The 20,806-nt window shown below is 73.3% G+C and carries 20 protein-coding genes; 9 read left to right on the forward strand and 11 right to left on the reverse strand.

Going from position 1 to position 20,806, the window contains the following annotated elements; translation table 11 throughout:
* Positions 1–47: 47 nt before the first annotated feature.
* Together IF89_RS0101600 and IF89_RS0101605 are read right to left on the reverse strand one after the other, a co-directional pair.
* Complete coding sequence (locus IF89_RS0101600) at positions 48–1,058, reverse strand: glutathione S-transferase family protein (RefSeq protein WP_199820450.1); 1,011 nt, start codon at positions 1,056–1,058, stop codon at positions 48–50.
* A 9-nt stretch (positions 1,059–1,067) separates the two neighbouring features.
* On the reverse strand, positions 1,068–1,421 hold the full coding sequence (locus IF89_RS0101605) for a hypothetical protein (RefSeq protein WP_030759872.1): 354 nt from the start codon (positions 1,419–1,421) through the stop codon (positions 1,068–1,070).
* Positions 1,422–1,660: 239 nt separating this feature from the next.
* Here IF89_RS0101605 and IF89_RS0101610 point away from each other — a divergent pair, with 239 nt between their 5' ends.
* Complete coding sequence (locus IF89_RS0101610) at positions 1,661–2,767, forward strand: NAD-dependent epimerase/dehydratase family protein (RefSeq protein WP_051806692.1); 1,107 nt, start codon at positions 1,661–1,663, stop codon at positions 2,765–2,767.
* Positions 2,768–2,832: 65 nt separating this feature from the next.
* On the opposite strand, the gene IF89_RS0101615 is transcribed toward IF89_RS0101610, so the two are convergent.
* From IF89_RS0101615 to IF89_RS0101630, 4 genes are all read right to left on the reverse strand, one after another.
* Positions 2,833–3,435 (reverse strand): hypothetical protein, encoded by a 603-nt coding sequence (locus IF89_RS0101615; RefSeq protein ID WP_063831228.1) that lies wholly within the window; start codon positions 3,433–3,435, stop codon positions 2,833–2,835.
* A 10-nt stretch (positions 3,436–3,445) separates the two neighbouring features.
* The gene (locus tag IF89_RS0101620; protein ID WP_030759875.1) at positions 3,446–3,691 is read right to left on the reverse strand and encodes a hypothetical protein; all 246 of its coding nucleotides are present in this window, start codon (positions 3,689–3,691) and stop codon (positions 3,446–3,448) included.
* 36 nt (positions 3,692–3,727) lie between these two features.
* A complete protein-coding gene (locus tag IF89_RS0101625; RefSeq protein ID WP_078628028.1) occupies positions 3,728–4,915 on the reverse strand; it encodes a carboxylate-amine ligase in 1,188 nt (395 codons plus the stop codon).
* A gap of 116 nt (positions 4,916–5,031) precedes the next feature.
* Entirely contained in the window at positions 5,032–5,868 is an 837-nt protein-coding gene (locus IF89_RS0101630) for a class II glutamine amidotransferase (protein ID WP_030759878.1), read from the reverse strand.
* 125 nt (positions 5,869–5,993) lie between these two features.
* On the opposite strand from IF89_RS0101630, the gene IF89_RS0101635 reads away from it, so the two are divergent.
* Positions 5,994–8,444 carry a SpoIIE family protein phosphatase gene (locus IF89_RS0101635; RefSeq protein WP_051806693.1) on the forward strand — a complete coding sequence of 817 codons (2,451 nt, stop codon included), beginning with the start codon at positions 5,994–5,996 and terminating at the stop codon, positions 8,442–8,444.
* A 34-nt stretch (positions 8,445–8,478) separates the two neighbouring features.
* Here the strand turns inward: IF89_RS0101635 and IF89_RS37540 are convergent, their stop codons facing one another.
* Together IF89_RS37540 and IF89_RS0101645 are read right to left on the reverse strand one after the other, a co-directional pair.
* Positions 8,479–9,018 carry a hypothetical protein gene (locus IF89_RS37540; protein WP_051806694.1) on the reverse strand — a complete coding sequence of 180 codons (540 nt, stop codon included), beginning with the start codon at positions 9,016–9,018 and terminating at the stop codon, positions 8,479–8,481.
* 64 nt (positions 9,019–9,082) lie between these two features.
* A complete protein-coding gene (locus IF89_RS0101645) occupies positions 9,083–9,625 on the reverse strand; it encodes a hypothetical protein (protein WP_030759887.1) in 543 nt (180 codons plus the stop codon).
* A 125-nt stretch (positions 9,626–9,750) separates the two neighbouring features.
* Here IF89_RS0101645 and polX point away from each other — a divergent pair, with 125 nt between their 5' ends.
* Positions 9,751–11,478, forward strand: coding sequence for a DNA polymerase/3'-5' exonuclease PolX (gene polX, locus IF89_RS0101650; protein WP_030759890.1), 1,728 nt, complete (start codon positions 9,751–9,753; stop codon positions 11,476–11,478).
* A gap of 37 nt (positions 11,479–11,515) precedes the next feature.
* Here polX and IF89_RS0101655 read toward each other — a convergent pair whose 3' ends face one another.
* On the reverse strand, positions 11,516–12,934 hold the full coding sequence (locus IF89_RS0101655; RefSeq protein WP_030759894.1) for a glycoside hydrolase family 16 protein: 1,419 nt from the start codon (positions 12,932–12,934) through the stop codon (positions 11,516–11,518).
* A gap of 278 nt (positions 12,935–13,212) precedes the next feature.
* On the opposite strand from IF89_RS0101655, the gene IF89_RS0101665 reads away from it, so the two are divergent.
* Complete coding sequence (locus IF89_RS0101665; protein ID WP_030759897.1) at positions 13,213–13,797, forward strand: GNAT family N-acetyltransferase; 585 nt, start codon at positions 13,213–13,215, stop codon at positions 13,795–13,797.
* Between the two features lie 116 nt (positions 13,798–13,913).
* Here the strand turns inward: IF89_RS0101665 and IF89_RS0101670 are convergent, their stop codons facing one another.
* Entirely contained in the window at positions 13,914–14,132 is a 219-nt protein-coding gene (locus IF89_RS0101670; RefSeq protein ID WP_030759899.1) for a hypothetical protein, read from the reverse strand.
* Positions 14,133–14,404: 272 nt separating this feature from the next.
* Here IF89_RS0101670 and IF89_RS0101675 point away from each other — a divergent pair, with 272 nt between their 5' ends.
* A complete protein-coding gene (locus tag IF89_RS0101675; RefSeq protein ID WP_158717780.1) occupies positions 14,405–14,650 on the forward strand; it encodes an acyl-CoA carboxylase epsilon subunit in 246 nt (81 codons plus the stop codon).
* 50 nt (positions 14,651–14,700) lie between these two features.
* Here IF89_RS0101675 and IF89_RS0101680 read toward each other — a convergent pair whose 3' ends face one another.
* Positions 14,701–16,335 carry an FAD-dependent oxidoreductase gene (locus IF89_RS0101680; RefSeq protein WP_030759905.1) on the reverse strand — a complete coding sequence of 545 codons (1,635 nt, stop codon included), beginning with the start codon at positions 16,333–16,335 and terminating at the stop codon, positions 14,701–14,703.
* Between the two features lie 273 nt (positions 16,336–16,608).
* Here IF89_RS0101680 and IF89_RS0101685 point away from each other — a divergent pair, with 273 nt between their 5' ends.
* The 4 genes from IF89_RS0101685 to IF89_RS0101700 all read left to right on the forward strand — a co-directional run bounded on the left by IF89_RS0101685 (position 16,609) and on the right by IF89_RS0101700 (position 20,788).
* On the forward strand, positions 16,609–17,706 hold the full coding sequence (locus IF89_RS0101685) for a SchA/CurD-like domain-containing protein (RefSeq protein WP_030759906.1): 1,098 nt from the start codon (positions 16,609–16,611) through the stop codon (positions 17,704–17,706).
* A 135-nt stretch (positions 17,707–17,841) separates the two neighbouring features.
* Entirely contained in the window at positions 17,842–18,285 is a 444-nt protein-coding gene (locus IF89_RS0101690; RefSeq protein WP_030759909.1) for a cupin domain-containing protein, read from the forward strand.
* Positions 18,282–19,553: a beta-ketoacyl-[acyl-carrier-protein] synthase family protein gene (locus IF89_RS0101695; RefSeq protein WP_030759912.1), complete on the forward strand. Its 1,272-nt coding sequence runs from the start codon at positions 18,282–18,284 to the stop codon at positions 19,551–19,553. Before IF89_RS0101690 ends, IF89_RS0101695 begins: the two co-directional genes overlap by 4 nt.
* The gene (locus tag IF89_RS0101700; protein ID WP_030759915.1) at positions 19,550–20,788 is read left to right on the forward strand and encodes a beta-ketoacyl synthase N-terminal-like domain-containing protein; all 1,239 of its coding nucleotides are present in this window, start codon (positions 19,550–19,552) and stop codon (positions 20,786–20,788) included. The genes IF89_RS0101695 and IF89_RS0101700 overlap by 4 nt, the downstream gene beginning before the upstream one ends.
* Positions 20,789–20,806 lie beyond the last annotated feature (18 nt).

Genomic DNA, 20,806 nt, shown 5'->3' on the forward strand with positions numbered 1-20,806 from the left:
GGACGGCCCGGTCGAACAGAAGGGTAACGGGTGATCACCGTCAGGCGTCAGGAGGGCAGCGGCGTGTGGTCGGGCGGCACGCGCTCCCGGGAGCCGACGGCCGCCGGCGGGGTGCCGTCGCCGAAGGGGCGGCCGCCGAGGGCCTCACGGCCGTGGGGCGCCAGCCAACCGGACAGGTCCGGGCCGGCCGGCACGATCCCCGTCGGGTTGATGTCGTCATGGACCAAGTAGTAGTGCCGCTTGATGTGGTCGAAGTCCACGGTGTCGCCAAAACCGGGCGTCTGGAACAGGTCCCGGGCGTAGTCCCACAGGACCGGGGTCTCGGACAGCTTCCGCCGGTTGCACTTGAAATGGCCGTGGTAGACGGCGTCGAAGCGGACGAGCGTGGTGAAGAGCCGGACGTCCGCCTCGGTGATGGTGTCACCGACCAGGTAGCGGGACCCGGCGAGCCGCTCCGCGAGCCGGTCCAGGCGCGCGAACAGGCGCTCGTGGGCCGATGCGTAGGCCTCCTGGGAACCGGCGAATCCGGCGCGGTAGACGCCGTTGTTCACGTCCGCGTAGACCACCTCGTTCAAGGCGTCGATCTCCGGCCGCAGGGCCCGCGGGTAGAGCTCCGGGGCGCCCTCGCGGTGGTACGCCGTCCACTCCAGCGACAGGTCGAGCGTGATCCGAGCGAAGTCGTTGGTGACCACCTGCCCGGTCGGCACGTCGACGATCGCCGGCACCGTGATGCCCCGGTCGTAGCCGGGATCCCGGGCGAGGTAGGCCTCCCGGAGCCGCTCGATGCCGAGCACCGGGTCGCGGCCGCCCGGGTCCAGGTCGAAGGTCCAGCTGCGCTCGTCGTGCGTCGGGCCCGCCACCGCCATCGGCAGCGCGTCCTCCAGCCCGAGGAGCCGGCGCACGATGACGGCCCGGCTTGCCCACGGGCAGGCCCGCGACACCACCAGCCGGTAGCGGCCGGGCTCCACGGGGAAGCCGTCGCGTCCGTCGGCGGTGATCCGGGTGGTCAGGTACCGGCTGTCCCGGGCGTACGCCCTGCCGCGACTCACATAGGCCATGGGCTTCCCCTACATGTGCGACTGGCCGTAGTAGCGGCCGAACCGGTCCATGAAGTTCGGCTCGCCCGCGTACTTGGCCTCGTCGTAGTCGGGCGCGTTCCTGATCTGCTCCTTGGTCAGGGCGAGGTAGACCTTCTCCTCGGCCGTGTCGATGCGCTCGATGGTGCCCGCGGGCAGGAGGACGTGCTTGCCGAAGATCCACACGCCCGTGTCGACGACGATGTGGGAGGCCCGGAAGTCGGCCGAGTGCTTGTCGACCTTCCCGATGTGGCCGTCGGTCGCCTCGACCTTGTAGCCGACCAGATCGATACCACTGTGGTGGCCGGCGTCCTCGTGGTAGCCCCAGATGTCCTTCTCGGTCACGGCTCCAGCCTCTCTGTACCCGTACGTGTACCCGCGCCTGCCCCGCCCTTCGGGAGCCGGACGGGAGCGGCACCCCGCTCCTCCCCACAAAAGGCCGGCTCACGCCCGGCATGCCGGAGCAGCCGCAGCCCCGCCCCGGCCGCGCGCATGCGGTGCGGCGGCCCGGGTAGGCGCCCCCGCAGGCCCCCCACGACCTCCGCAGCCCTCCGCACGCCCTCCGCAGAAGAGGAGCCGACACCATGACGCAACAGGTACCGGCGGAGCAGAACGCCGACCACGGAGCCGCACGGCGGGGGGAGGGCGCCCACGTCGTGGTCGTCGGAGCCACGGGAAACGTCGGGACGAGCGTCGTGGCCGCCCTCGCCGAAGACCCCGGCGTCGGGTCCGTCCTCGGCCTGGCCCGCAGGATGCCCCTGTGGCGGCCGCCGAAGACGCACTGGCAGGCGGTCGACGTGGAACCCGGCGGCGGGGACCTGGCCGGCCTCTTCGCCGGGGCCGACGCCGTCATCCACCTGGCGTGGAAGTTCCAGCCCACCCACCACCCCGCCGAGACCTGGCGCACGAACGTTCTCGGCAGCATCCGCGTCTTCGACGCCGTGGCCGCCGCCGGCGTGCCTGCCCTCGTCCACGCGTCGTCGGTCGGCGCCTACTCCCCGGGACCGAAGGACCGCCCGGTGGACGAGTCCTGGCCCACCCACGGCTGGCCGCAGGCCGCCTACACCCGGGAGAAGGCCTATCTGGAACGGGTCCTCGACACCTATGAGCGCACCCATCCGGACATCCGCGTCGTGCGGATGCGGCCGGGTTTCCTGTTCAAGCGCCAGGCCGCCGCCGAGCAGCGGCGCATCTTCGCGGGCCGGTTCCTCCCCAGCCGGTTCCTGCGCCCCGAGCTGCTGCCCGCGGTGCCCGACCTGGCCGGACTGCGGTTCCAGGCGCTGCACACCGACGACGCGGCCGCCGCCTACCGGGCTGCCGCCGCCCTCCCCGTCCGCGGAGCCTTCAACCTGGCGGCCGACCCGCCCCTGGACGCCGGGGTCCTCTCCCGGGTCCTCGACGCCCGCAGCCTGCCCGTCCCGACGGCTCCCGTACGGGCGGCGCTCGCCGCGGCGTGGCGGCTGCACCTCGTCCCGGCCTCACCGGACCTGTTCGACGCCGTCCTGCGGCTGCCGCTGCTGGACTCCTCCCGAGCCCGCCGGGAACTGTCCTGGCAGCCCCGCCACACCGCGGTCGAGGCCGTCGAGGAGTTCCTCGACGGCCTCCGCTCGGGGGCGGGCATGGACACCGCCCCGCTCGCACCCGACCCGGCGCCCAGCCGCCGCTTCGTCCGGGCCCGCGGGCCGGTCTGAAACGGCCGGGCCACCGGTATCGGCCCCGGGGGTCGGGACCGGGCCGACGCCGGTGGCCCGGCCCCTCAGACGGGGCCCGTCCGCGGCAGGCCGCGCAGGTGGGCGCGCCGTCCCACCGTGCGCGCCGCGTGGGGTGTCGCGGCCCGGCCGCGCGCTTCCCGGTCGAAGAGGCGGGACGCGCAGGCGCTGCGCATCGCTTCCAGGGCGCGGGCCTGCTGCTCGGCCCGCACGATGAGCTCCTCGACGAGGGGGACGTCGATGCGCGGGTCCGTGCGCGCCAGACTGCGCAGTGAACGCCAGCAGGCCGCCCTGCCCTCCACGCCCAGGCGCAGCCCTTCCAGCTCCACGACGTCGCTGAGCGGGGAGCGGGAGAAGATCCGGCCGTTCAGCTTGAGCCGCCCCGCCTTCTCCGCCAACCGGCCGAGGGCGGCCCGGGTCCGCTTCACGGGGACGTCGAGATCGGCCATCAGGGTGAGCAGGCTCTGCCGGTCCTGTGCCGCCTGATCGCCCAGCGCCCGCAGGGAGGAGCCGAGCGTGTCGCCCCGATGGGCTTCGGCGGTCCGGCGGAACGTCTCGACGACGGCGTTCGCACCGGCCAGGTGGTCGTTGAGGTAAAGGGCCAGGAAGCCGGGGGAGCGGCCGGTGGGCGGCCTGTGGCTCCGATTCACTCCGCCCTCCTCACTGCGAACGCCGCAGAGCGGACGGCCGCTCGTCGTCCGGCCCCGTCCAGTCCGCCCCGCTGTCGGCCCCGTCGGACTCGGCCGGCCGGTCGAGCCGGCTCGCCTCGTCCGTGTCCGCGGCCCGGGTGGTCCCGTCGTCCTCGCGCCGCTTGCCGCCGTGCGGCGTGGCGTGCGGTGCCCGGCGCCGAGCCTCGTCGTCGTCGTGGTGCAGCGGTACTCCGCCCGCGCCGCCCTGGTCGTCCATGGCCATTCCTTTCGTCGCTTCTCACACGGTCGCTTCTCATCCGGTCGCTGTGGTCCTCGCCAGGCTGTCGACCACGTCGTGCAGCCGTCCGCGCCGGGCGTGTGCGGCCCGCTGGAGGTCCGCACCGCCGCCCTCCGCGCGCAGCCGGTCGAGCAGGGTGTCCACCAGGAGCAGGTCGCCCGCAGCCGCGAGACCCGGTGCGGCCCGCTCGCGCAGCCGGCCCACCATGTCCCACACGGGAACCCGGGCTCCGCCGACCGGATCGAGGGCATCGCCTCCCAACCCGTACACGGCGGCCCGCCGGTGCGCCTCCCGCAGGCGCCCGCACTCCGGGAACGGCGGCGGCCTGCCCTCCTGCCGCTCCGGCAGCAGGGCGCCGGCGAGCCCGCGGACCAGCGCGGCCAGCAGGACGACCGTGTCGAGGCGGGCGTTCACGTCGGCGACACGGATCTCCAGGGTCGGCACGTGCTCGGACGGGCGGGCGTACCAGTAGATCATCCGCCGGTCCAGCAGCGCCCCGCACTGCACCAGGTCGTGGGCGATGCGCTCGTACGAGGCCTCGTCGAGGAAGGGGGCCGGCCCCACCGTGGGCCAGCGGGCGTGCTCCACCGAGCGCCAGCTGGCGTGACCCGAGTCCCTGCCGCGGTCGAAGGGGGAGTTCGCGCTCAGGGCCTGCAGGGTCGGCAGCCAGGGCCGCATCCGATTCGCCAGGTCCAGGGCCTCCGCCCGCGAGGACACCCCGATGTGCACATGGCAGCCGCAGACCGCCTGGTCGTAGCTCCCCACCGCCGAGGCGAAGCGGACCTCCATGCGCTGATAACGCTCGTTCGGGGTGATCGCCAGACGCTGTTCCGGGGGCACCACCGCGGTGCCGGTGGCGACGAGCAGGCAGTCCTGCGACTGCGCCGCCCGGACCAGCTCGGCCCTCAGCCAGGCCAGCTCGGCCCGCAGCACGGCCGTACTGGACGTGGGACTCGTACAGGCCTCGACCTGCGCGGTGAAGAACTCCGGCTGGACCAGCGGGCCGAGTCTGCCCGAAGCCGCCTCGATGACACGCGCCCCGCGGCCCACCGGCGCCCGGGTGCGGCGGTCGACGAGCAGGAACTCCTCCTCGACCCCCATGGTCGGCACGGTGGCAGCGGCGCACCCGCGGCCCGTCGAACCGAGGAGCGCGCGGGCCCGGCTTCCGCCCTGGGGCGCCGACGTGGACACAGCCAGTGACATCGGGGGTCCTTCCGGTCAGTGGGCTCCGCCGGCCGGCCGTGCCAGGGGCCGTCCGATGCGGTGGTGCCGTCCTTCCAGGCCCTCCTCCTCTGCTGCCCCTACCCGTCGGATCCGCCCTAGAACTCAGGAATGAAGGACAAGTAGTCCACCTCCGGACCGGAGGGGATCACCGCGTAGCTGCTCTCGGGAAGCTCGTTCCACACACCGGGCAGGTCTCCGAGCGGTTCGGACACCACGATGCGCGTGTCGTCGGACACCTCCTGCAGGTAGGGCAGTTCCGGGTAGAGGTGCCGGACCGTGTCGGCCCTGCTGCTGTAGTACAGCGAGCGCGACCTGCCCTGGCTGGAGTACCGGAACGCCCACACGGTCTCGCCGTCGCTCACCGCCACCGTCATCTGCAGCGGTTCTGCGACGCCGTGCTCCTTCCCCAGACGCTCCACGAGCCCCGCCATCCGCGCAACCGCACCCGGCACGTCCTGGTCCAGGCCGAAGGTGACCGCGAGGTAGAACATCACCTCGGAGTCCGTGGACCCCTCGATGCTGGAGAACAGGGCCGGGTCGACCGCCATGCACAGATCGCGCTGGAGCCGGGCGAAGTCCCCGATCGCCCCGTTGTGCATCCACAGCCAGCGGCCGTGCCGGAACGGATGGCAGTTCGTCTGCTGGACCGCCGACCCGGTCGAGGCCCGGACGTGCGCGAAGAACAGCGGGGAGCGGACGTGGGCGGCGAGCTCCTGGAGGTTGCGGTTGTTCCAGGCGGGGCCGATGTCACGGAAGACCGCGGGCGTGCCGTTGCCGTCCGCGCTGTACCAGCCGAGCCCGAACCCGTCGCCGTTGGTCGATTCCACCCCCAGCCGGGACTTCAGGCTCTGGTTGATCAGCGAGTGCTCGGGCCGGTAGAGCACGGTGTCGAGGAGGACGGGCGTCCCCGAGTAAGCGAGCCACCGACACATGCGCACCATCCCTTTCACGGCTTCTCCGAGGGTAACTCGGCGGGCCGCACCGTTCCCGGGGGCCCGCGGGCGCCCCGGCCTGCAGTCGGGCTCGTACCCCGGGGCAGCCGTGCCATCCTCGTGATATGACGCACGACGCCGTGCCTCCCGACGACGGTGCCTCCCCCGAGGTGCTCGCGTTGGCCAAGGTCGTGGCCAGGCTGCGGTCCGAGATCGCGGACCTGGAGGGCGTCGCCGCGGCCACCGCCGTCACGGAGCGCGCCAAGGGCGTACTGATGGCCCAGACGGGGATGTCCGCGGAGGCGGCATACGAGACGCTGCTCGCGCGCGGGACACGCCGGGGCCGGACCCTGATGGAGGAATGCTGGCTCACGCTGGGCCAGGTCCGTTTCCGTACGCCGCCCGCCGGGGCCGCCGCGCCGCCCCCGGCCGGGACCGCGGCGGGCGGGCCGGGCCACGGGGCGGAACCTGCTCCGGCAACCGGCGGCCGCGCCGCCGACGGGCCGGACGGCGACCGCCTGCGGGCGCTGCTGCCCCGGCTGGCCGAGGGCCTGGCCGAGGCGGACAGCGAGGCCGACATCGCCGAGCTGCTGCGCCGCGTACTGGGCGGGCCGGTGGGCGTCGACGGCATCATGATCTTCACGATGACCTCAGCCGGGGGCCTGGAGCTCACGGGCCACGCCGGCATCTCGGCGACGCTGGCCGACCAGTGGCGCCGCGTCCCGCCGCTCAGCGGTGTGGCCGCCTTCGAAGCCATCGCCACCCGCGAGCCCGTCTGGCTGGAGGACCCGCCGCAGGACGCCCTGCGCTACCTGCTGATCGGCGAGGTCCCCGGGCAGTGGCCCTCCCGCGCCTGGATCCCCGTACCGTCCCCCGGGCGCGTCCGGGCCGCCGTCGGCTTCCTGCGCGGACGCCCGGGCCCCTTCGACCCGGACACCCGCACCCTGCTGGGCCAGGCCGTACGGCTGTGCGCCGCCCTCCTGCGCAACGGCGGGCCGGGTGGCGGCGACCGGGTGACCGCCCCCGACGGCGCCGAGGACGTGGAGTCCGTCCAGGCCGTCCAGGCCGTCCTGGACGTGCTGGCAGCGCCCGCCGTGCTGCTCACCCCCCTGCGTTCGGCGACGGGGGAGATCGAGGACTACCGGATCGACGGCGCAGCGCCGGAATCCGTCGACGTGCAGGGCCGCCGGGGCCGGGAGCTCGTGGGCCTGCGGGTCCTGGAGGCGTACCCCACGGTGGCGGGCACCCCCCTGTGGGAGGGCTACGCGGACACCCTGGCCACGGGGACCGTGTACGAGGGCGAGCCCTTCACGTACCAGGAGGTCGGCGCGGGATTCCCGCAGGACTCCGTGTACTCCGTCCGGGCGACGCGGCTCGGCGGCCGCCTCGTCGTGTCCTGGATCCGCCACGACATCAGCGAGCGCGAGGCCCGCAGGCTGACCGACATGCAGCGCCTGGGCAACCTCGGCTGGGCCGGATGGCAGCTGGTCACGGACCGGGTCACCTGGTCCGAACAGGTCTATGCCATCTTCGACCGTGATCCGGCACAGGGGCCGATCGGACTGGAGGAGCTGCCCGGCCACGTGCTGCCCGACGACCAGCCGCGCATCGCCGAGGCCGTCCACGGGCTGCTGCGTCTCGGGCTGCGCACCCTCGACCAGCAGTTCCGGATCGCCGCCGCCGACGGGGTACGGCACCTGCGGATCGTCGTGGAGGCGCAGGCGGACGCCAACGGCACCCCCGTCGAGGTGCACGGCTTCTTCCAGGACGTCACCGCACTGCGCGACGCCGAACTGGCCCTGCGCGAGAGCGAGCGGGCCGTCCTGGTACAGAGCGGCATGCTGCAGGCCGAGCGCGCCCTCGCCGCCCGGCTCCAGGCGGCCCTCCTGCCGATCCCCGACCAGTCCGTGGAACTCGCCGGGCTGTGCGTGGGGGTGGCGTACGTGCCCTCCGACAGCGGCGTGAACGTCGGCGGCGACTGGTACAGCGCCGTCGAACTGCCCGACGGGAGCGCCCTCTTCGTCGTGGGGGACGTGGCCGGCCACGGTATTCGGGCCGTGGGCACGATGGCGCAGCTGAGGTTCACCGCCAAGGGCATGGCCAGCACCGGTTCGCCCCTCGTGGAGGTCCTGCGCAGGCTGAACAACCTGCTGCTGCACACGGTGACGGAACCCTCCGCCACCGCCACCATGGTCATCGGCCGCTACCAACCGAAGGTCCGCCGCCTGACGTGGTCCCGGGCCGGGCACCTGCCGCCCCTGCTGGTCCGGGGCGGCCGGGCGCGCTTCCTGGACCAGCCGGGCGGCTGCCTCCTGGGCGCCGCCCGCGACTCCGCGTACGGCCAGGCCGTGATCGACCTTGAACCCGGCGACCACCTGCTGCTGTACACGGACGGCCTGGTGGAGCGGCGCGGCGAGGACATCGACTGCGGACTGGAGCGGCTGGCGAGGGCCGCCGAGCAGCTGGTGCGGGACGGCGCGGACGACGAACTCGCCCGCACGCTGGCGGCGCAGCGTGCGGGCGGGACCGACGACATCTGTGTCCTGGACCTGAAGGTCCCGGACGGCGGCTCGTGAGCGGGACACGGCGTCCGGGACGGAGTATCCCGGATCAGGTCTTGAGGAGCCGGTTGAAGAACGAGCGGTACTGCTGCAGCGAGACCCGAAGGTCCTCCGTCGCCACCTCCTCACCCCGTCCCCACTGGCCCTCCAGGCCCTGCTTGCGCGTGGAGAAGCTGCCGGCCAGGGCCTGCATGACCTCGGCGACCAGGGTGTCGGCCGACCGCACGGCGTCCTGCGGGTCGTCGACGAACCGGCCCTGGATCTCGCTCCACCTCCTGCGGTACTCGTCGGTGTCCGCCGTGCCGAGCAGCGGTTCCTCCGCATCGCCGCCGGCCTGCGCCGGGGAGTCGACCCGGTCGGTGGACTCGTCCGCCGCCGACTCGTCCGCCATCGACCGGTCCGCCGCCGACTCGTCCGCCATCGACCGGTCCGCCATCGACTCGTTCGCCATCGGCTCGTCGGACGTCGGTCCGTCTTCCGTCGTGGTTCCGGCCGGCTCGTCGACCCGCAGCCCTTCGGTCCGCTCCGAGGGGGTGGCCTCACCCGGGTAGAGGGGCGCCTGCTGCTCGTCGGACGCACCCGACTTCATGATGTCTTCCGTGGTCGGACCGGGTCCCGGATCCCGGGCCTCCTGACCTCCGCCTATACGCATGTCAACGACTCCTCTGATCCGTCAGAAGCTCCTCGAACAGGGCGCGGTAGTGCACCATCGCCCCGCGCAGTTCCTCCGTCGTCACCCGACCCCCGCTGCTGCGCACCTTCACGTCGTGCGCGGCCCGGTAGTGGTCGAGGGTGCGCCCGTGCTCGACCGACAGGTCGCGCAGCCGGTCCTCGTACCCGCCGGTGGGGTAGCCACGCTCGTCCAGCAGCCGGGACACCAGGGCGTCCGCTTCCGCCACGGAACTCTCGGGGCGGTCCACGAAATGCTCCTGGACGTCGCTCCAGGCATCGGCGTACTCGCGCCGCCGGTCGGCGGGGAGCTCCTTGATGTCGAGCTGGTCGTGCCGCTGCTCACGGGCGCGCAGGTCGCGTTCGGCGGCCCTCGCGCCGCCCTCCTGCTCCACGGTGCGCTCGTACTCGGGGCCGAACCGGTCGCGCAGGTGCCGTCGGCGTGCCGACAGCCACAGCGCCGCGATGAGCGCGAGCACCACGACCGCCGCGATGACGATCACCACTACGAGTGTGGTTGTAGACATGTGCGCACTCCATTTCCGGGGCCTTCGCCTGTGTGCCACGCGGCTGCCCGCGGCACCGTCGGCCAAACCATGCCCCGGGGGCCGTCCGGCGTGCCCGGCCGCCGCCCGCGGCGCACCCTGGAGGCATGGCCCGAGCCAACGACCAGGTCGAGGCGATGCTCCAGGAGTACGCGGACCTCCTCGCGATCCGGGGCGGGGAGGCCTTCAAGGCACGCGCCTACGAGAAGGCCGCCCGGGCCGTCGGCGGCCACCCGCAGGACGTCGCCGGCCTCGATGCCGAGGGGCTGCGCGAGATTCCCGGGGTCGGCCGCTCGGTCGCCGGCAAGATCCTCGAATACCTGCGGACCGGCCGCATGTCCGTCGTCGACGAAGCCCGTGCCTCGGTGCCGTCCGGCGTCCGCGAGCTGGTCTCGATCCCCGGGCTCGGACCGCGCAAGGCGATGGTGCTGTACGAGGAGCTGGGCATCACCTCCGTCGACCAGCTGCTCGAAGCCGTCCACGGGGAACGCCTGCGCGACCTCAAGGGCTTCGGCGAGCGGACCGAGGCCAACATCCTGCACGGCATCTCCCTGCTGCAGAAGGCGGGCGAGGGCCGGATCCTCCTCGGCGCCGCCATGGACGCCGCCGAACAGCTCGTCGCCGAGCTGTCCGCCGTCCGCGGCTGCCTCCGGTGCACGTACGCGGGGTCCCTGCGCCGCATGCGGGAGACCATCGGCGACGTCGACATCCTGGTGGCGGCGCGCCGGTCGGGGCCGTTCATGGAGGCCCTCACATCTCTCCCGTACGTCGCCGAGGTCGTCGCGCACGGCGAGAAGAAGACCTCCGTGCGGACCGCCACGGGCCTCCAGGTGGACCTGCGCGTGCTCCCGCCCGCCTCCTGGGGCGCGGGCCTGCAGTACTTCACCGGGTCGAGGGCCCACAACATCCGGACCCGCGCACTCGCCGTGCGCCAGGGCCTCAAGCTCTCCGAGTACGGGCTCTTCGACGCCGAGAGCGGTGAGAGCATCACCTCGGAGACCGAGGAGGCCGTCTACGAGCGGCTCGGCCTGCCATGGATACCGCCGACGCTGCGCGAGGACCGCGGCGAGATCGCGGCCGGCCTGCGCGGTGAGCTCCCCGACCTCCTCGCGGAGGAGGACATCCGCGGCGACCTGCACACCCACACCGACCTGACGGACGGGCTCGCCCCGCTGGAGGACATGGTCGCCGCCGCTGCCGCCCGGGGATACGCGTACTACGCGGTCACCGACCACGCCCCGAACCTGGCCATGCAGCGCATGACCGGCGAGAAGATCCTGGCCCAGCGTGAGCGGGTGCGCGCACTCGACGGCAGGCAGGGCCGGATGCGGCTGCTGCACGGCACGGAACTGAACATCGGGCCGGACGGCTCACTGGACTGGCCCGACGATTTCCTCTCGGGCTTCGACCTCTGCGTGGCCTCGGTGCACTCGCACTTCCACCAGAGCCGGTCCGAGCTGACCCGTCGCCTGATCCGCGCCTGCGAGAACCCGCACGTCGCCGTGATCGGCCATCCCACCACCCGGCGCATCGGCAAACGACCCGGTATCGACGCCGACTTCGACGCCGTCTTCGAGGCGTGCGCGCGGACGGGTACCGCCCTGGAGATCAACGCCCACCCCGAGCGGCTCGACCTGTGCGACGAGGACGTCCTGCGCGCGAAGCGGTACGGCGTGAAGTTCGCGGTGAACTCCGACGCCCACGCCACCACGCATCTGCCCTACATGCGCTACGGGGTGGGGACGGCGCAGCGGGGCTGGCTGACGGCGGACGACGTCATCAACGCCTGGCCGCTGACGCGGCTGCGCCGCTTCCTCGCCGGGCGGACCACGTGACCGGCCGCCAGCGGTCGCCACGTGGTCCGTCGGTCGCTCAGCGGCCGAATGCGAACCAGTTGACGTTCACGAAGTCGGCCGGCTGTCCGCTGGTGAAGGTCAGATAGACGTCGTGAATGCCCGTGACCGGCCCGATGTTCGCCGGTACCGTACGCCAGCTCTGCCATCCGCCGGTGTTCGCGACGGAGAAGCTGCCGATCGGAGGAGCGGTCCGGCTGTCGAGCCGTACTTCGACCAGCCCGCTGACTCCACCGGCGGCGCCGCTCGCGACCCGGCCGCGGAACTGCGTCGCCGGGACGGATCCGAAGTCCACGCCCTTGAACAGGGCCCAGTCGCCGCCCGCGAGGGCCGCGAGGTTCTGGCCGCCGCCCGAGTCGGTGGTGGCCTCCCGGGCAACGCCCGACTGGCCGTCGTACGACTCCGCCTGGATCGCGGCGTACGCGTCCCGGTTCCCGGAAGGCGCAGTGGTGGGCGGGGTCGTCGGGGGAGTGGTGGGCGGGGTCGTGCCGCCCGCCGACTGCAGCACGGACACGTAGTCCACGACCATGGCGTGCCCCGGCTCGGTGCCGGCGTCGGGCCCACCCCCGAAGGCGTCGGGGAAGCCGCCGCCCATCGCGACGTTCAGGATGATGAAGTAGCCGTGGTTCGTCGCGTCGGCCCAGGTCGCGGCGTCCACCTGATCGGCGCGCACCGTGTGGTAGGTGGACCCGTCCACGGAGAAGCGCATCTGCTCGACCGGCGTCGAGCGGTCCCACTCGACGGCGTAGGTGTGGAAGGCGGCCTGGCAGGTGGCACCGGGACAGTCGCGCCGGCCGCCGATGCCGGAGGTCTCGTTGCAGGGACCGCCCGGGCTCGTGCCGCAGTGCAGCGTCGACCAGACAGTGTTGAGGCCCTGGACGTTCTCCATGATGTCGATCTCGCCGATTCCGGGCCAGTTCCACCAGTTGCCGCGGTACGGGGTGCCGAGCATCCAGAAGGCGGGCCAGTAGCCCTTGGCGGCCGGTCCCGTCACGTTCGGCATCTGGATGCGCGCCTCGGCGCGCAGGGTGCCGCCTGCCGGGGGCTGGAAGTCGCCCCGCCGGGTCTCGATGCGCCCGGACGTCCACCGGCCCGCCGCGTCGCGGCGCGGGGTGATGCGCAGGTGGCCCGCCCCGTCGAGCGAGACGTTGGCGGGGTCGGCGGTCATCGTCTCGATTTCGCCGGTGCCGAAGTTGGAGGGTCCGCCGGGGTAGCTGGTGCCGGTGGTGTACTGCCAGTCGGCGGTGTCCACCCCGGAGCCGGCGGCTCCGTCGAACTCCTCCAGGAACACCTGGGTCCAGCCGGCCGGCGCGGGAGGTGCCGCGGCGTTGGCGGGCAGGACGACGCCCGCGGCGGCGGCCGCCAGGGCCGTCGTGCCGATCGCCGCCAGCACGGCCCGCCGTACGGTTGCTCGTCTCCTGCCGTGGTTCACGCGCATGGTTGCCCTCTCTGAAACGCGCGCCGGAGCGCGGGTGCGGGGGGAGGTGGACCGGGTCCAGCGTTTTGAGAGCGCTCTCAAAACGAGGCCACTGTGCTCCGCGCCCTTGCGGCCGTCAAGGCCGCAGTCCGTAACGGGCACGGTCGGCAGGCGGAGTGCTTCCTGCGGCTCTCCGGTGACGAGCCGGTCGACACTGCCCGTGCGTACACCCTCCACCACCCCGCCCGGCGGGAATAATGCGTTGTCCCCGGCCGCCGGGCCGGGAGAGCATCCGGCGCATGGAGAAGCCCGCGGAAAGCCTCCGCTCGGACCTGGTCGTCCTGCACCGGTGGCGTACGGACCATCTCGACGCCCTGGACCGGGCGATCCAGGAGTCACGGGCCCACCTGCTGCCGTGGATGCCCTGGGCGGCGGACGCCGGCCGGCAGCAGACCGCCGACTTCCTCACCCGGATGCAGCAGCAGTGGGAGAGCGGGGAGGCCTACGGCTACGCGATCACCGAGGACGCCCGACTGGTCGGCACCTGCGTGCTGATGCGCCGCATCGGAGAGGGCGGCCTGGACATCGGCTACTGGCTCCACCCGGCCCGGACCGGACGCGGCCTGGTCACCATGGCCTGCACCGCCCTCGTCGCCGAGGGCTTCCGACTGCCGGGCATCGACCGCATCGAGATCCACCACGACGCCGCCAACCACGCCAGTGGAGCGGTCGCCCGGCGCCTCGGATTCACCGAGGCCGAGCGCGTACCGGCACCGGAAGGCCCCCTCACCCCCGGCGAATCCGGGATCGACGTCATCCGGCGGCTGACGGCGTCCCAGTGGCGGACGAGGACGGCCGGGGCCGCCGCCCGGCGAGCCGACTGACCTCGGGGAGCGCGCGCGTCCGGCGCCGGCACCGCCCGGCGGAGCGGAGCGCTCCGTCCGCCGCCGCGGGCGGGTGGCGGCCGGGGTCACCCGGTCGGCCCCACGCGGGCGCCCGTTCAGCGCGGTGGGCCGAGCACCTCCTCCGCGCCCGGCAGGTCGTGGATGGACACCCCCCTGCCCGTCAGCGGGAGCAGGCCCGCGAGCGGGCACGACACGGGCATCTCGTGGTCGACCTCCCACTGCCCCACCTTGTTCCCACCGGTGTGGTCCGTCGTGCAGACGGCGTACAGGTGGCCGGCGCACCCCCGGCAGAGCAGGGGCTGGTGGCCCTTCACGAGCGCCCCGCGAGGGGGCCCGCCGGGCTGCCCGCCGGGCCGGCCCGGCGGCGCCGCGGTTCCGGCGTGCCGCGTCCGGCGGGCGCTTGTACCGTCGGTCGCGACAGGAGTCCTCGGGATCCGTCAGGACCCCCCAGGCCGGTTCGCGCATGCGGAACACGTCCCGTCGGCGCGCCGAGCCCCCCGTGTGCCGCCCGCGTCGACGCCGAGCCGGTCAGCCCCTCGCGCCGCGACAGGGCGCACGCGCAGCCCCCGTGAGAGAGGCCGTGCCGATGTCGAACGATGTTCCGATAGCGAGCCTGCTGCGTGTGGAGAAGGGCGTTGCAGCCCCGGAGGAAGTGGCCGCCCTCGCGGTCGTCATCGCCTGTTGCGCGCACCGGACCTCCCTCGACCGTGACCGTGACCGTGACCGCGGCGCGACGGGCGGCGCCGGGAGGACGCCCGGCAGCGGCTTCGGCCGCCGCCGCACCGTCCTTCCCCACGCCGGCTGCTGGGCAGGCTGCTGGACCTGCCGCTGAACCCCGTCCGCCGGCCGCGCGCACGGCCGGCGGACGGGGGGCGTGGGTGGTCACGCCCGGCGCAGCACCGTCGAGAGGACCTCGCGCAGCACCGCCGCGGGGTCGGCCACGGCGCCTTCCGAGCGCCAGGCCACGAACCCGTCGGGGCGCACGAGCACGGCTCCGTCGGCGCCCAGTCGGTGCACCTCGGTCCACGGCGCGCCGCCCTCCGGAAGCAGGTCCGCACCCGGTCCGGAACCGATCGCGTACGCGTCCAGCCGTACCCGGAGCTGCTCGGCCACCTGCGCCGCGGCCGCCCGCCACGGCGTGCCGGCGCCGCTGAGCAGCACGAAGGAACGCTCGTACAGGTCCAGGGTGGAGACCCGCTCACCGGCCCTGGTCAGCCACATGTGCGGGGCGCGGGTCCCGGTGTCGCCCATCGACTGCAGGGTCTCCGGGATGACCGGCCGGTCCGGGTCGCCGCCGACGAGCGCGCCCTGCGTGTAGCAGTAGGCCATCGCCGTCGTCAGGACACCGCTGCCCGGTCCGCCGCCCATGGTCGGCGGCGGCACGTACCCGGGGTGGCTGTGCTCGGCCGAACGGGCGGACGCCCGCTCGCTCGTGGCCCTGGCCACCGGCAGCCGCTCGGCCTGGTAGGTGTCGAGCAGCTCGATGCCCGCGGAGCCGTCCAGCACCGCGGCGATCTTCCACGCCAGGTTGTGCGCGTCCTGGATGCCCGTGTTGGAGCCGAACGCCCCGGTGGGCGACATCTCGTGGGCGGCGTCACCGGCCAGGAACACCCGACCGGACGCATACCGCTCGGCCACCCGTTCGGCCGCGTGCCACGGCGCCTTGCCGCCGATCTCCACGTCCAGGTCGGGGACGCCCACCGCGTCGCGGATCTGGTCCACGCACCGTTCGTCGGTGAAGTCCTCCAGCGTCTCGCCCTGGTCGGGGTGCCAGGGCGCGTGGAAGACCCACTGCGTGTCGTTGTCCACCGGCAGCAGCGCCCCGTCGGCACCCGGCCGCATCAGGTAGCAGACGATGAAGCGCAGGTCGCCCAGCACCTGCACGAGCCGTTCCGAGCGGAAGGTGACGCTCACGTTGTGGAACAGCTCGCCGTTGCCCGTCTGCGGGATCCGCAGCTGCTCGCGGACGGGGCTGCGCGGGCCGTCCGCAGCGATCAGGAAGTCCGCCCGCACCGTGATGTGCTCGCCCGTCGTGCGGTCCTTCACCACGGCGTTCACCCCGGTGGAGTCCTGGTCGAAGCTCATCAGCTCGTTGCCGAAGCGGATGTCGGCGCCCTGGGCGCGGCTCTGTTCGGCCAGCACCGGCTCGATGTTGTTCTGGCTGCACAGGCACCACTGCGTAGGGCTGAACCGCGCCAGCGCGCCCGACGGGTCGATCGACTTGATCAGCCAGTTGTGGTCGGCCGGATCGGTCAACGACCGCGCCTGCAGAATGCCCTGAATGCCCTCCAGTACGGACGCCGCCCGGCGGATCGCGGGTTCCGCCCCTGCCGTGCGGAACAGCTCCATGGTCCGGGCATTGATGCCGCGGCCGCGCGGGTGTGCGGAGGTGCCGGAGTGCTTCTCTACCAGCAGGTGCCTCACTCCGTGGCGGCTCAGGAATAGCGAGGTGGACAGGCCCACGAGGGAGCCGCCCACGACGAGAACCGGTACGCGAACATCGGCGTTGTCTTCCATCAGCTGCGGGCTCCTGTTTTCTGTGTGGGGGAGTGGACTCTTTATGCCCCCGATCGGCGATGAGGCCCAGTTGATTCGCCGGTTGTCACCCGCTTGATCCCGACATGTAGCGGTACGCCTCTACCCGGATGACGATGAGCGACAGCGGCTCCCCCTGAGACGCGCCGGCCTGTCGTTCCCCCGAGAGGCGGCCGCCGGCCCGGGCGGACGCCTCCGGTGACGGACGAGGGGTCCGTACGCGATGGATCTCCCCCCTCATGAAGGAGTGAGTAGATGACAACCACCCTGTCAGAACGGGTGTCGCAGTCAGCCTTCGACGGCTCCATGCTCCGGGTCGTCCTCCTGATGGACCTCCACGAGGGGACCCAGCAGCAGTTCTTCGAGGCGTACGAAAAGCTCCGCAACGACATCGCATCGGTCCCGGGCCACATCAGCGACCAGCTGTGCCAGTCGTTCGAGGACCCCTCGCAGTGGCTGATCACCAGCGAGTGGGAAAGTGCCCCGCAGTACCTCGCCTGGGTCAACAGCGAGCACCACGCCGAACAGGTGCGGCCGCTCGGCGCCTGCGCCCGCTCCATGCGCCCGCTCAAGTTCACCGTCCTGCGCGAGACCGGCCGGGGCTACGACCAGGCCGCCCGGCCCTCCACGGCGCGCCTGCAGTCCACGCCGCGCCTCGGCGCGGGCATCGTGCGCCACGCCCTCACCTTCACGGTCAAGCCGGGCAGCGAGAAGGACGTCGCGGCCATCCTCTCCAGCTACGCCTCCCCGGCCGCCCGCGTCGACGACCACACCCGCCTGTGCCGCACCTCGCTGTTCATGCACGGCAACCGGGTGGTGCGGACGGTCGAGGTCCAGGGCGACCTGATGGCGGCCCTGCGGCACGTCTCGGAACAGCCCGAGGTACGCGCCGTCGAGGAAGCGATCAACCCGTACCTCGAACAGGACCGCGACCTCGGCGACCCGGAATCGGCCCGCATGTTCTTCATGCGCGCCGCCGTCCCGGCGGTCCACCACATCGCCGCACCCGAGCCGGAGTCCGCCGAGGTGCAGCGGCACGCGATCTTCTACCCGGCCAAGCCCGGCTGCGGCCAGCTCCTCGCCAGGTTCCTCGCCGCGCAGGACGAGGCGGCCGCACACCGGCCCACCAGCCCCGTTCGGAGCAGCAGCATCTTCCAGCGCGACGACATCGTCGTCCGCCTGATCGACGTGCGCGGCCCGCTGGAGGCCGACCCCGAGACCGTCTACGGCACCGCGGGCCCCCGCAAGGCCGCCGTGCTCGACCGGTTGACGGTCGCGCCCGGCGGGCGGGGCCGGCCCGCGCGCCACACCATGGACCTGATCACCGATCGCCGGGCACCGGCGCCGTCCTGATCCCCCGGGGGCCGTCCGCTGCGGCCACGGCCCTCCGCCCGGCCCGGGCCGTCCGCCCCGATTCCTCCACCCCGCCCCACCCCGACATCCCCGATCTCCGTCGAGGCTCTCCCCACACGCCAGGAGGCACCCACCATGACCCAACAGCGCCCACGCATCGTGGACCTGAGCGAGACGCCGCCCAACCGCCGGCGCGGTGGCGACCTGAGGGCCGTCCTCACCCCGACCTCGGTGGGTTCGACCAGCGGCTTCATGGGTCTGGCCATCATGGCCCCCGGGGAGTCGATCGCCGAGCACTACCACCCGTACTCCGAGGAGTTCGTGTACGTCGTCAGCGGCCGGCTGGAGGTCGACCTCGACGGGGAACCGCACCCGCTGCGCACCGACCAGGGACTGCTCGTCCCCCTCAACATGCGCCACCGCTTCCGCAACGTCGGCGACACCGAGGCCCGCATGGTCTTCCACCTCGGCCCCCTCGCCCCGCGTCCCGAGCTGGGACACGTGGACACCGAGCAGGCCCCGAACCCGGAGGGAACCGCATGGGAGCAGCCGCCGGACCGTACAGGAGCGGTCTCGTGACCCGCCGGCGGGTGGCCGTCACCGGAGTGGGCGTCGTCGCGCCCGGCGGCATCGGCGTCCGGGACTTCTGGGACCTGCTGTCCAACGGGCGTACGGCGACACGGGGCATCAGCCTCTTCGACCCGGCGGGCTTCCGCTCCCGGATAGCCGCCGAGGTCGACTTCGACCCCGCCGAGCACGGCCTCGACGAGGAGGACGCGGCCCGCGCGGACCGGTACATCCAGTTCGCCCTGGTCGCCGCCCGGGAGGCGGTGCGCGACGCAGGACTCGACCTCACCCCGGACGAGGCCTGGAGGACCGGGGTCTCCCTCGGCACCGCCGTCGGCGGCACCACCCGTCTGGAGCACGACTACGTCGCCGTGAGCCAGTCCGGCTCCTGGTGGGACGTCGACCACCGACTGGCCGGCCCGCACCTGCACCGGGCGTTCACGCCGGCCACCCTCGCCTCCGCCGTCGCGGAGCAGACGGGCGCACGGGGCCCCGTCCAGACCGTCTCCACCGGCTGCACCTCGGGACTCGACGCCATCGGGTACGCGGTGCACGCCATCGCGGAGGGCCGGATGGACGTGTGCATCGCCGGAGCCTCCGACTCGCCGATATCGCCGATCACGGTGGCCTGCTTCGACGCCATCAAGGCCACCTCGCCGAACAACGACGACCCGGCCCACGCCTCCCGGCCCTTCGACGCCGACCGGGACGGGTTCGTCCTCGGCGAGGGCGGCGCCGTCCTCGTACTCGAAGAGCTGGAACGCGCCCGCGCCCGCGGGGCGACCGTCTACTGCGAGATCGGCGGCTACGCCACCTTCGGCAACGCCCACCACATGACCGGGCTGACCACCGAGGGCCTGGAAATGGCCCGGGCCATCGAAACGGCCCTCGCCCAGGCCGGCATCGCCGCCCACGAGATCGACTACGTCAACGCGCACGGCTCCGGGACCAAGCAGAACGACCGCCACGAGACCGCGGCGGTCAAGAAGGTCCTGGGCGAACACGCCTACCGGACGCCGATGACCTCCATCAAATCCATGGTGGGGCACTCGCTCGGCGCCATCGGGGCCATCGAACTCGCGGCCTGCGTCCTCGCCATGGTCCACCAGGTGGTGCCGCCGACCGCCAACTACGAGACGCCCGACCCCGAGTGCGACCTGGACTACGTGCCCAAGGTCGCCCGGGACCGGGAACTGCGCAGCGTGCTCTCCGTGGGCAGCGGCTTCGGCGGCTTCCAGTCCGCCGTGGTCATGACCCGGCCGAAGGAGGAGGTCTCGTGACCAGCCGTACGGTCATCACGGGCATCGGGGTCGTCGCCCCCAACGGCGTCGGCGCCGACGCCTTCTGGAAGGCGACCCAGTCGGGCGTCAGCGTCCTCGACCGGGTCACCCGGGCGGGGTGCGAACACCTGCCGCTGCGCGTCGCCGGCGAGGTCCGGGGCTTCGACCCCGGCGCTCTGGTCGAGGAGCGCTTCCTCGTCCAGACCGACCGGTTCACCCACCACGCCCTGGCCGCGGCCGACCTCGCCCTGGAGGATGCCCGGCTCGGCCGCGCCGACTACGAGGGCGACCCCTTCTCCTTCGGCGTCGTCACCGCCGCCGGGTCCGGCGGGGGCGAGTTCGGCCAGCGCGAACTGCAGCACCTCTGGGAGCAGGGGCCGCGGTTCGTGGGCCCGTACCAGTCGATCGCCTGGTTCTACGCCGCCAGCACCGGCCAGATCTCCATCCGCCGGGGCCTGAAGGGCCCCTGCGGGGTCGTCTGCAGCGACGAGGCCGGCGGACTCGACGCCTTCGCGCACGCCGACCGGGCGATTCGCCAGGGCAGCCGCGCCATGCTGGTCGGAGCGACCGAGGCGCCCCTCGCGCCGTACTCCATCGTCTGCCAGCTGGAGTACGAGGGACTCAGCACCCGGGACGACCCGGAGCGCGCCTACCGGCCGTTCACCGACCAGGCCTGCGGCTTCGTACCCGCCGAGGGCGGCGCCATGTTCGTCGTGGAGGACGAGGCCGGAGCCCGCCGCCGGGGCGCCACCGTGCGCGCCGTCCTGGCCGGCCACGCCGCGACCTTCAGCGGCACCCGGCGCAGGGACGAGGCCGGCGAGGGCCTGGCCCACGCCGTCCGAGGTGCCCTGCGGGAGGCCGGCTGCGCCCCCGAGGACATCGACGTGGTCTTCGCCGACGCCCTCGGCACCCCGGAGGCCGACGCGGCCGAAGCGGCCGCGATCATCCACGCCCTGGGCGACCACGGCCACAAGGTGCCGGTCACGGCGCCCAAGTCCGGTACCGGCCGGGCCTACTGCGCCGCGCCCGCCCTCGACACCGCGGCCGCGGTCCTCGCCCTCGAACACGGGGTCGTCCCGCCGACCCCGAACGTCTACGACGTGTGCCACGACCTCGACGTGGTGACGGGCAGCGCCCGCCCGGCGGAGCTGCGCACCGCCCTGGTGCTCAGCCGCGGCCGGATGGGGTCGAACTCCGCGCTCGTCGTCCGCAAGGGCGCCCCGACGGACGGCTGAGTCCGCCGGACCCGAGCG

The sequence above is a fragment of the Streptomyces sp. NRRL F-2664 genome (genome assembly GCF_000719345.1).
GTDB lineage: Bacteria > Actinomycetota > Actinomycetes > Streptomycetales > Streptomycetaceae > Streptomyces.

Bases quoted from the DNA above. Each gene is read 5' to 3' on its own strand.
- IF89_RS0101600 (WP_199820450.1), bottom strand. From the start codon at position 1,058: ATGGCCTATGTGAGTCGCGGCAGGGCGTACGCCCGGGACAGCCGGTAC.
- IF89_RS0101610 (WP_051806692.1), top strand. From the start codon at position 1,661: ATGACGCAACAGGTACCGGCGGAGCAGAACGCCGACCACGGAGCCGCA.
- IF89_RS0101620 (WP_030759875.1), bottom strand. From the start codon at position 3,691: ATGGACGACCAGGGCGGCGCGGGCGGAGTACCGCTGCACCACGACGAC.
- IF89_RS0101625 (WP_078628028.1), bottom strand. From the start codon at position 4,915: ATGTCACTGGCTGTGTCCACGTCGGCGCCCCAGGGCGGAAGCCGGGCC.
- IF89_RS0101630 (WP_030759878.1), bottom strand. From the start codon at position 5,868: ATGTGTCGGTGGCTCGCTTACTCGGGGACGCCCGTCCTCCTCGACACC.
- IF89_RS0101635 (WP_051806693.1), top strand. From the start codon at position 5,994: ATGACGCACGACGCCGTGCCTCCCGACGACGGTGCCTCCCCCGAGGTG.
- IF89_RS37540 (WP_051806694.1), bottom strand. From the start codon at position 9,018: ATGAAGTCGGGTGCGTCCGACGAGCAGCAGGCGCCCCTCTACCCGGGT.
- IF89_RS0101645 (WP_030759887.1), bottom strand. From the start codon at position 9,625: ATGTCTACAACCACACTCGTAGTGGTGATCGTCATCGCGGCGGTCGTG.
- polX (WP_030759890.1), top strand. From the start codon at position 9,751: ATGGCCCGAGCCAACGACCAGGTCGAGGCGATGCTCCAGGAGTACGCG.
- IF89_RS0101655 (WP_030759894.1), bottom strand. From the start codon at position 12,934: ATGCGCGTGAACCACGGCAGGAGACGAGCAACCGTACGGCGGGCCGTG.
- IF89_RS0101665 (WP_030759897.1), top strand. From the start codon at position 13,213: ATGGAGAAGCCCGCGGAAAGCCTCCGCTCGGACCTGGTCGTCCTGCAC.
- IF89_RS0101675 (WP_158717780.1), top strand. From the start codon at position 14,405: ATGTCGAACGATGTTCCGATAGCGAGCCTGCTGCGTGTGGAGAAGGGC.
- IF89_RS0101680 (WP_030759905.1), bottom strand. From the start codon at position 16,335: ATGGAAGACAACGCCGATGTTCGCGTACCGGTTCTCGTCGTGGGCGGC.
- IF89_RS0101685 (WP_030759906.1), top strand. From the start codon at position 16,609: ATGACAACCACCCTGTCAGAACGGGTGTCGCAGTCAGCCTTCGACGGC.
- IF89_RS0101690 (WP_030759909.1), top strand. From the start codon at position 17,842: ATGACCCAACAGCGCCCACGCATCGTGGACCTGAGCGAGACGCCGCCC.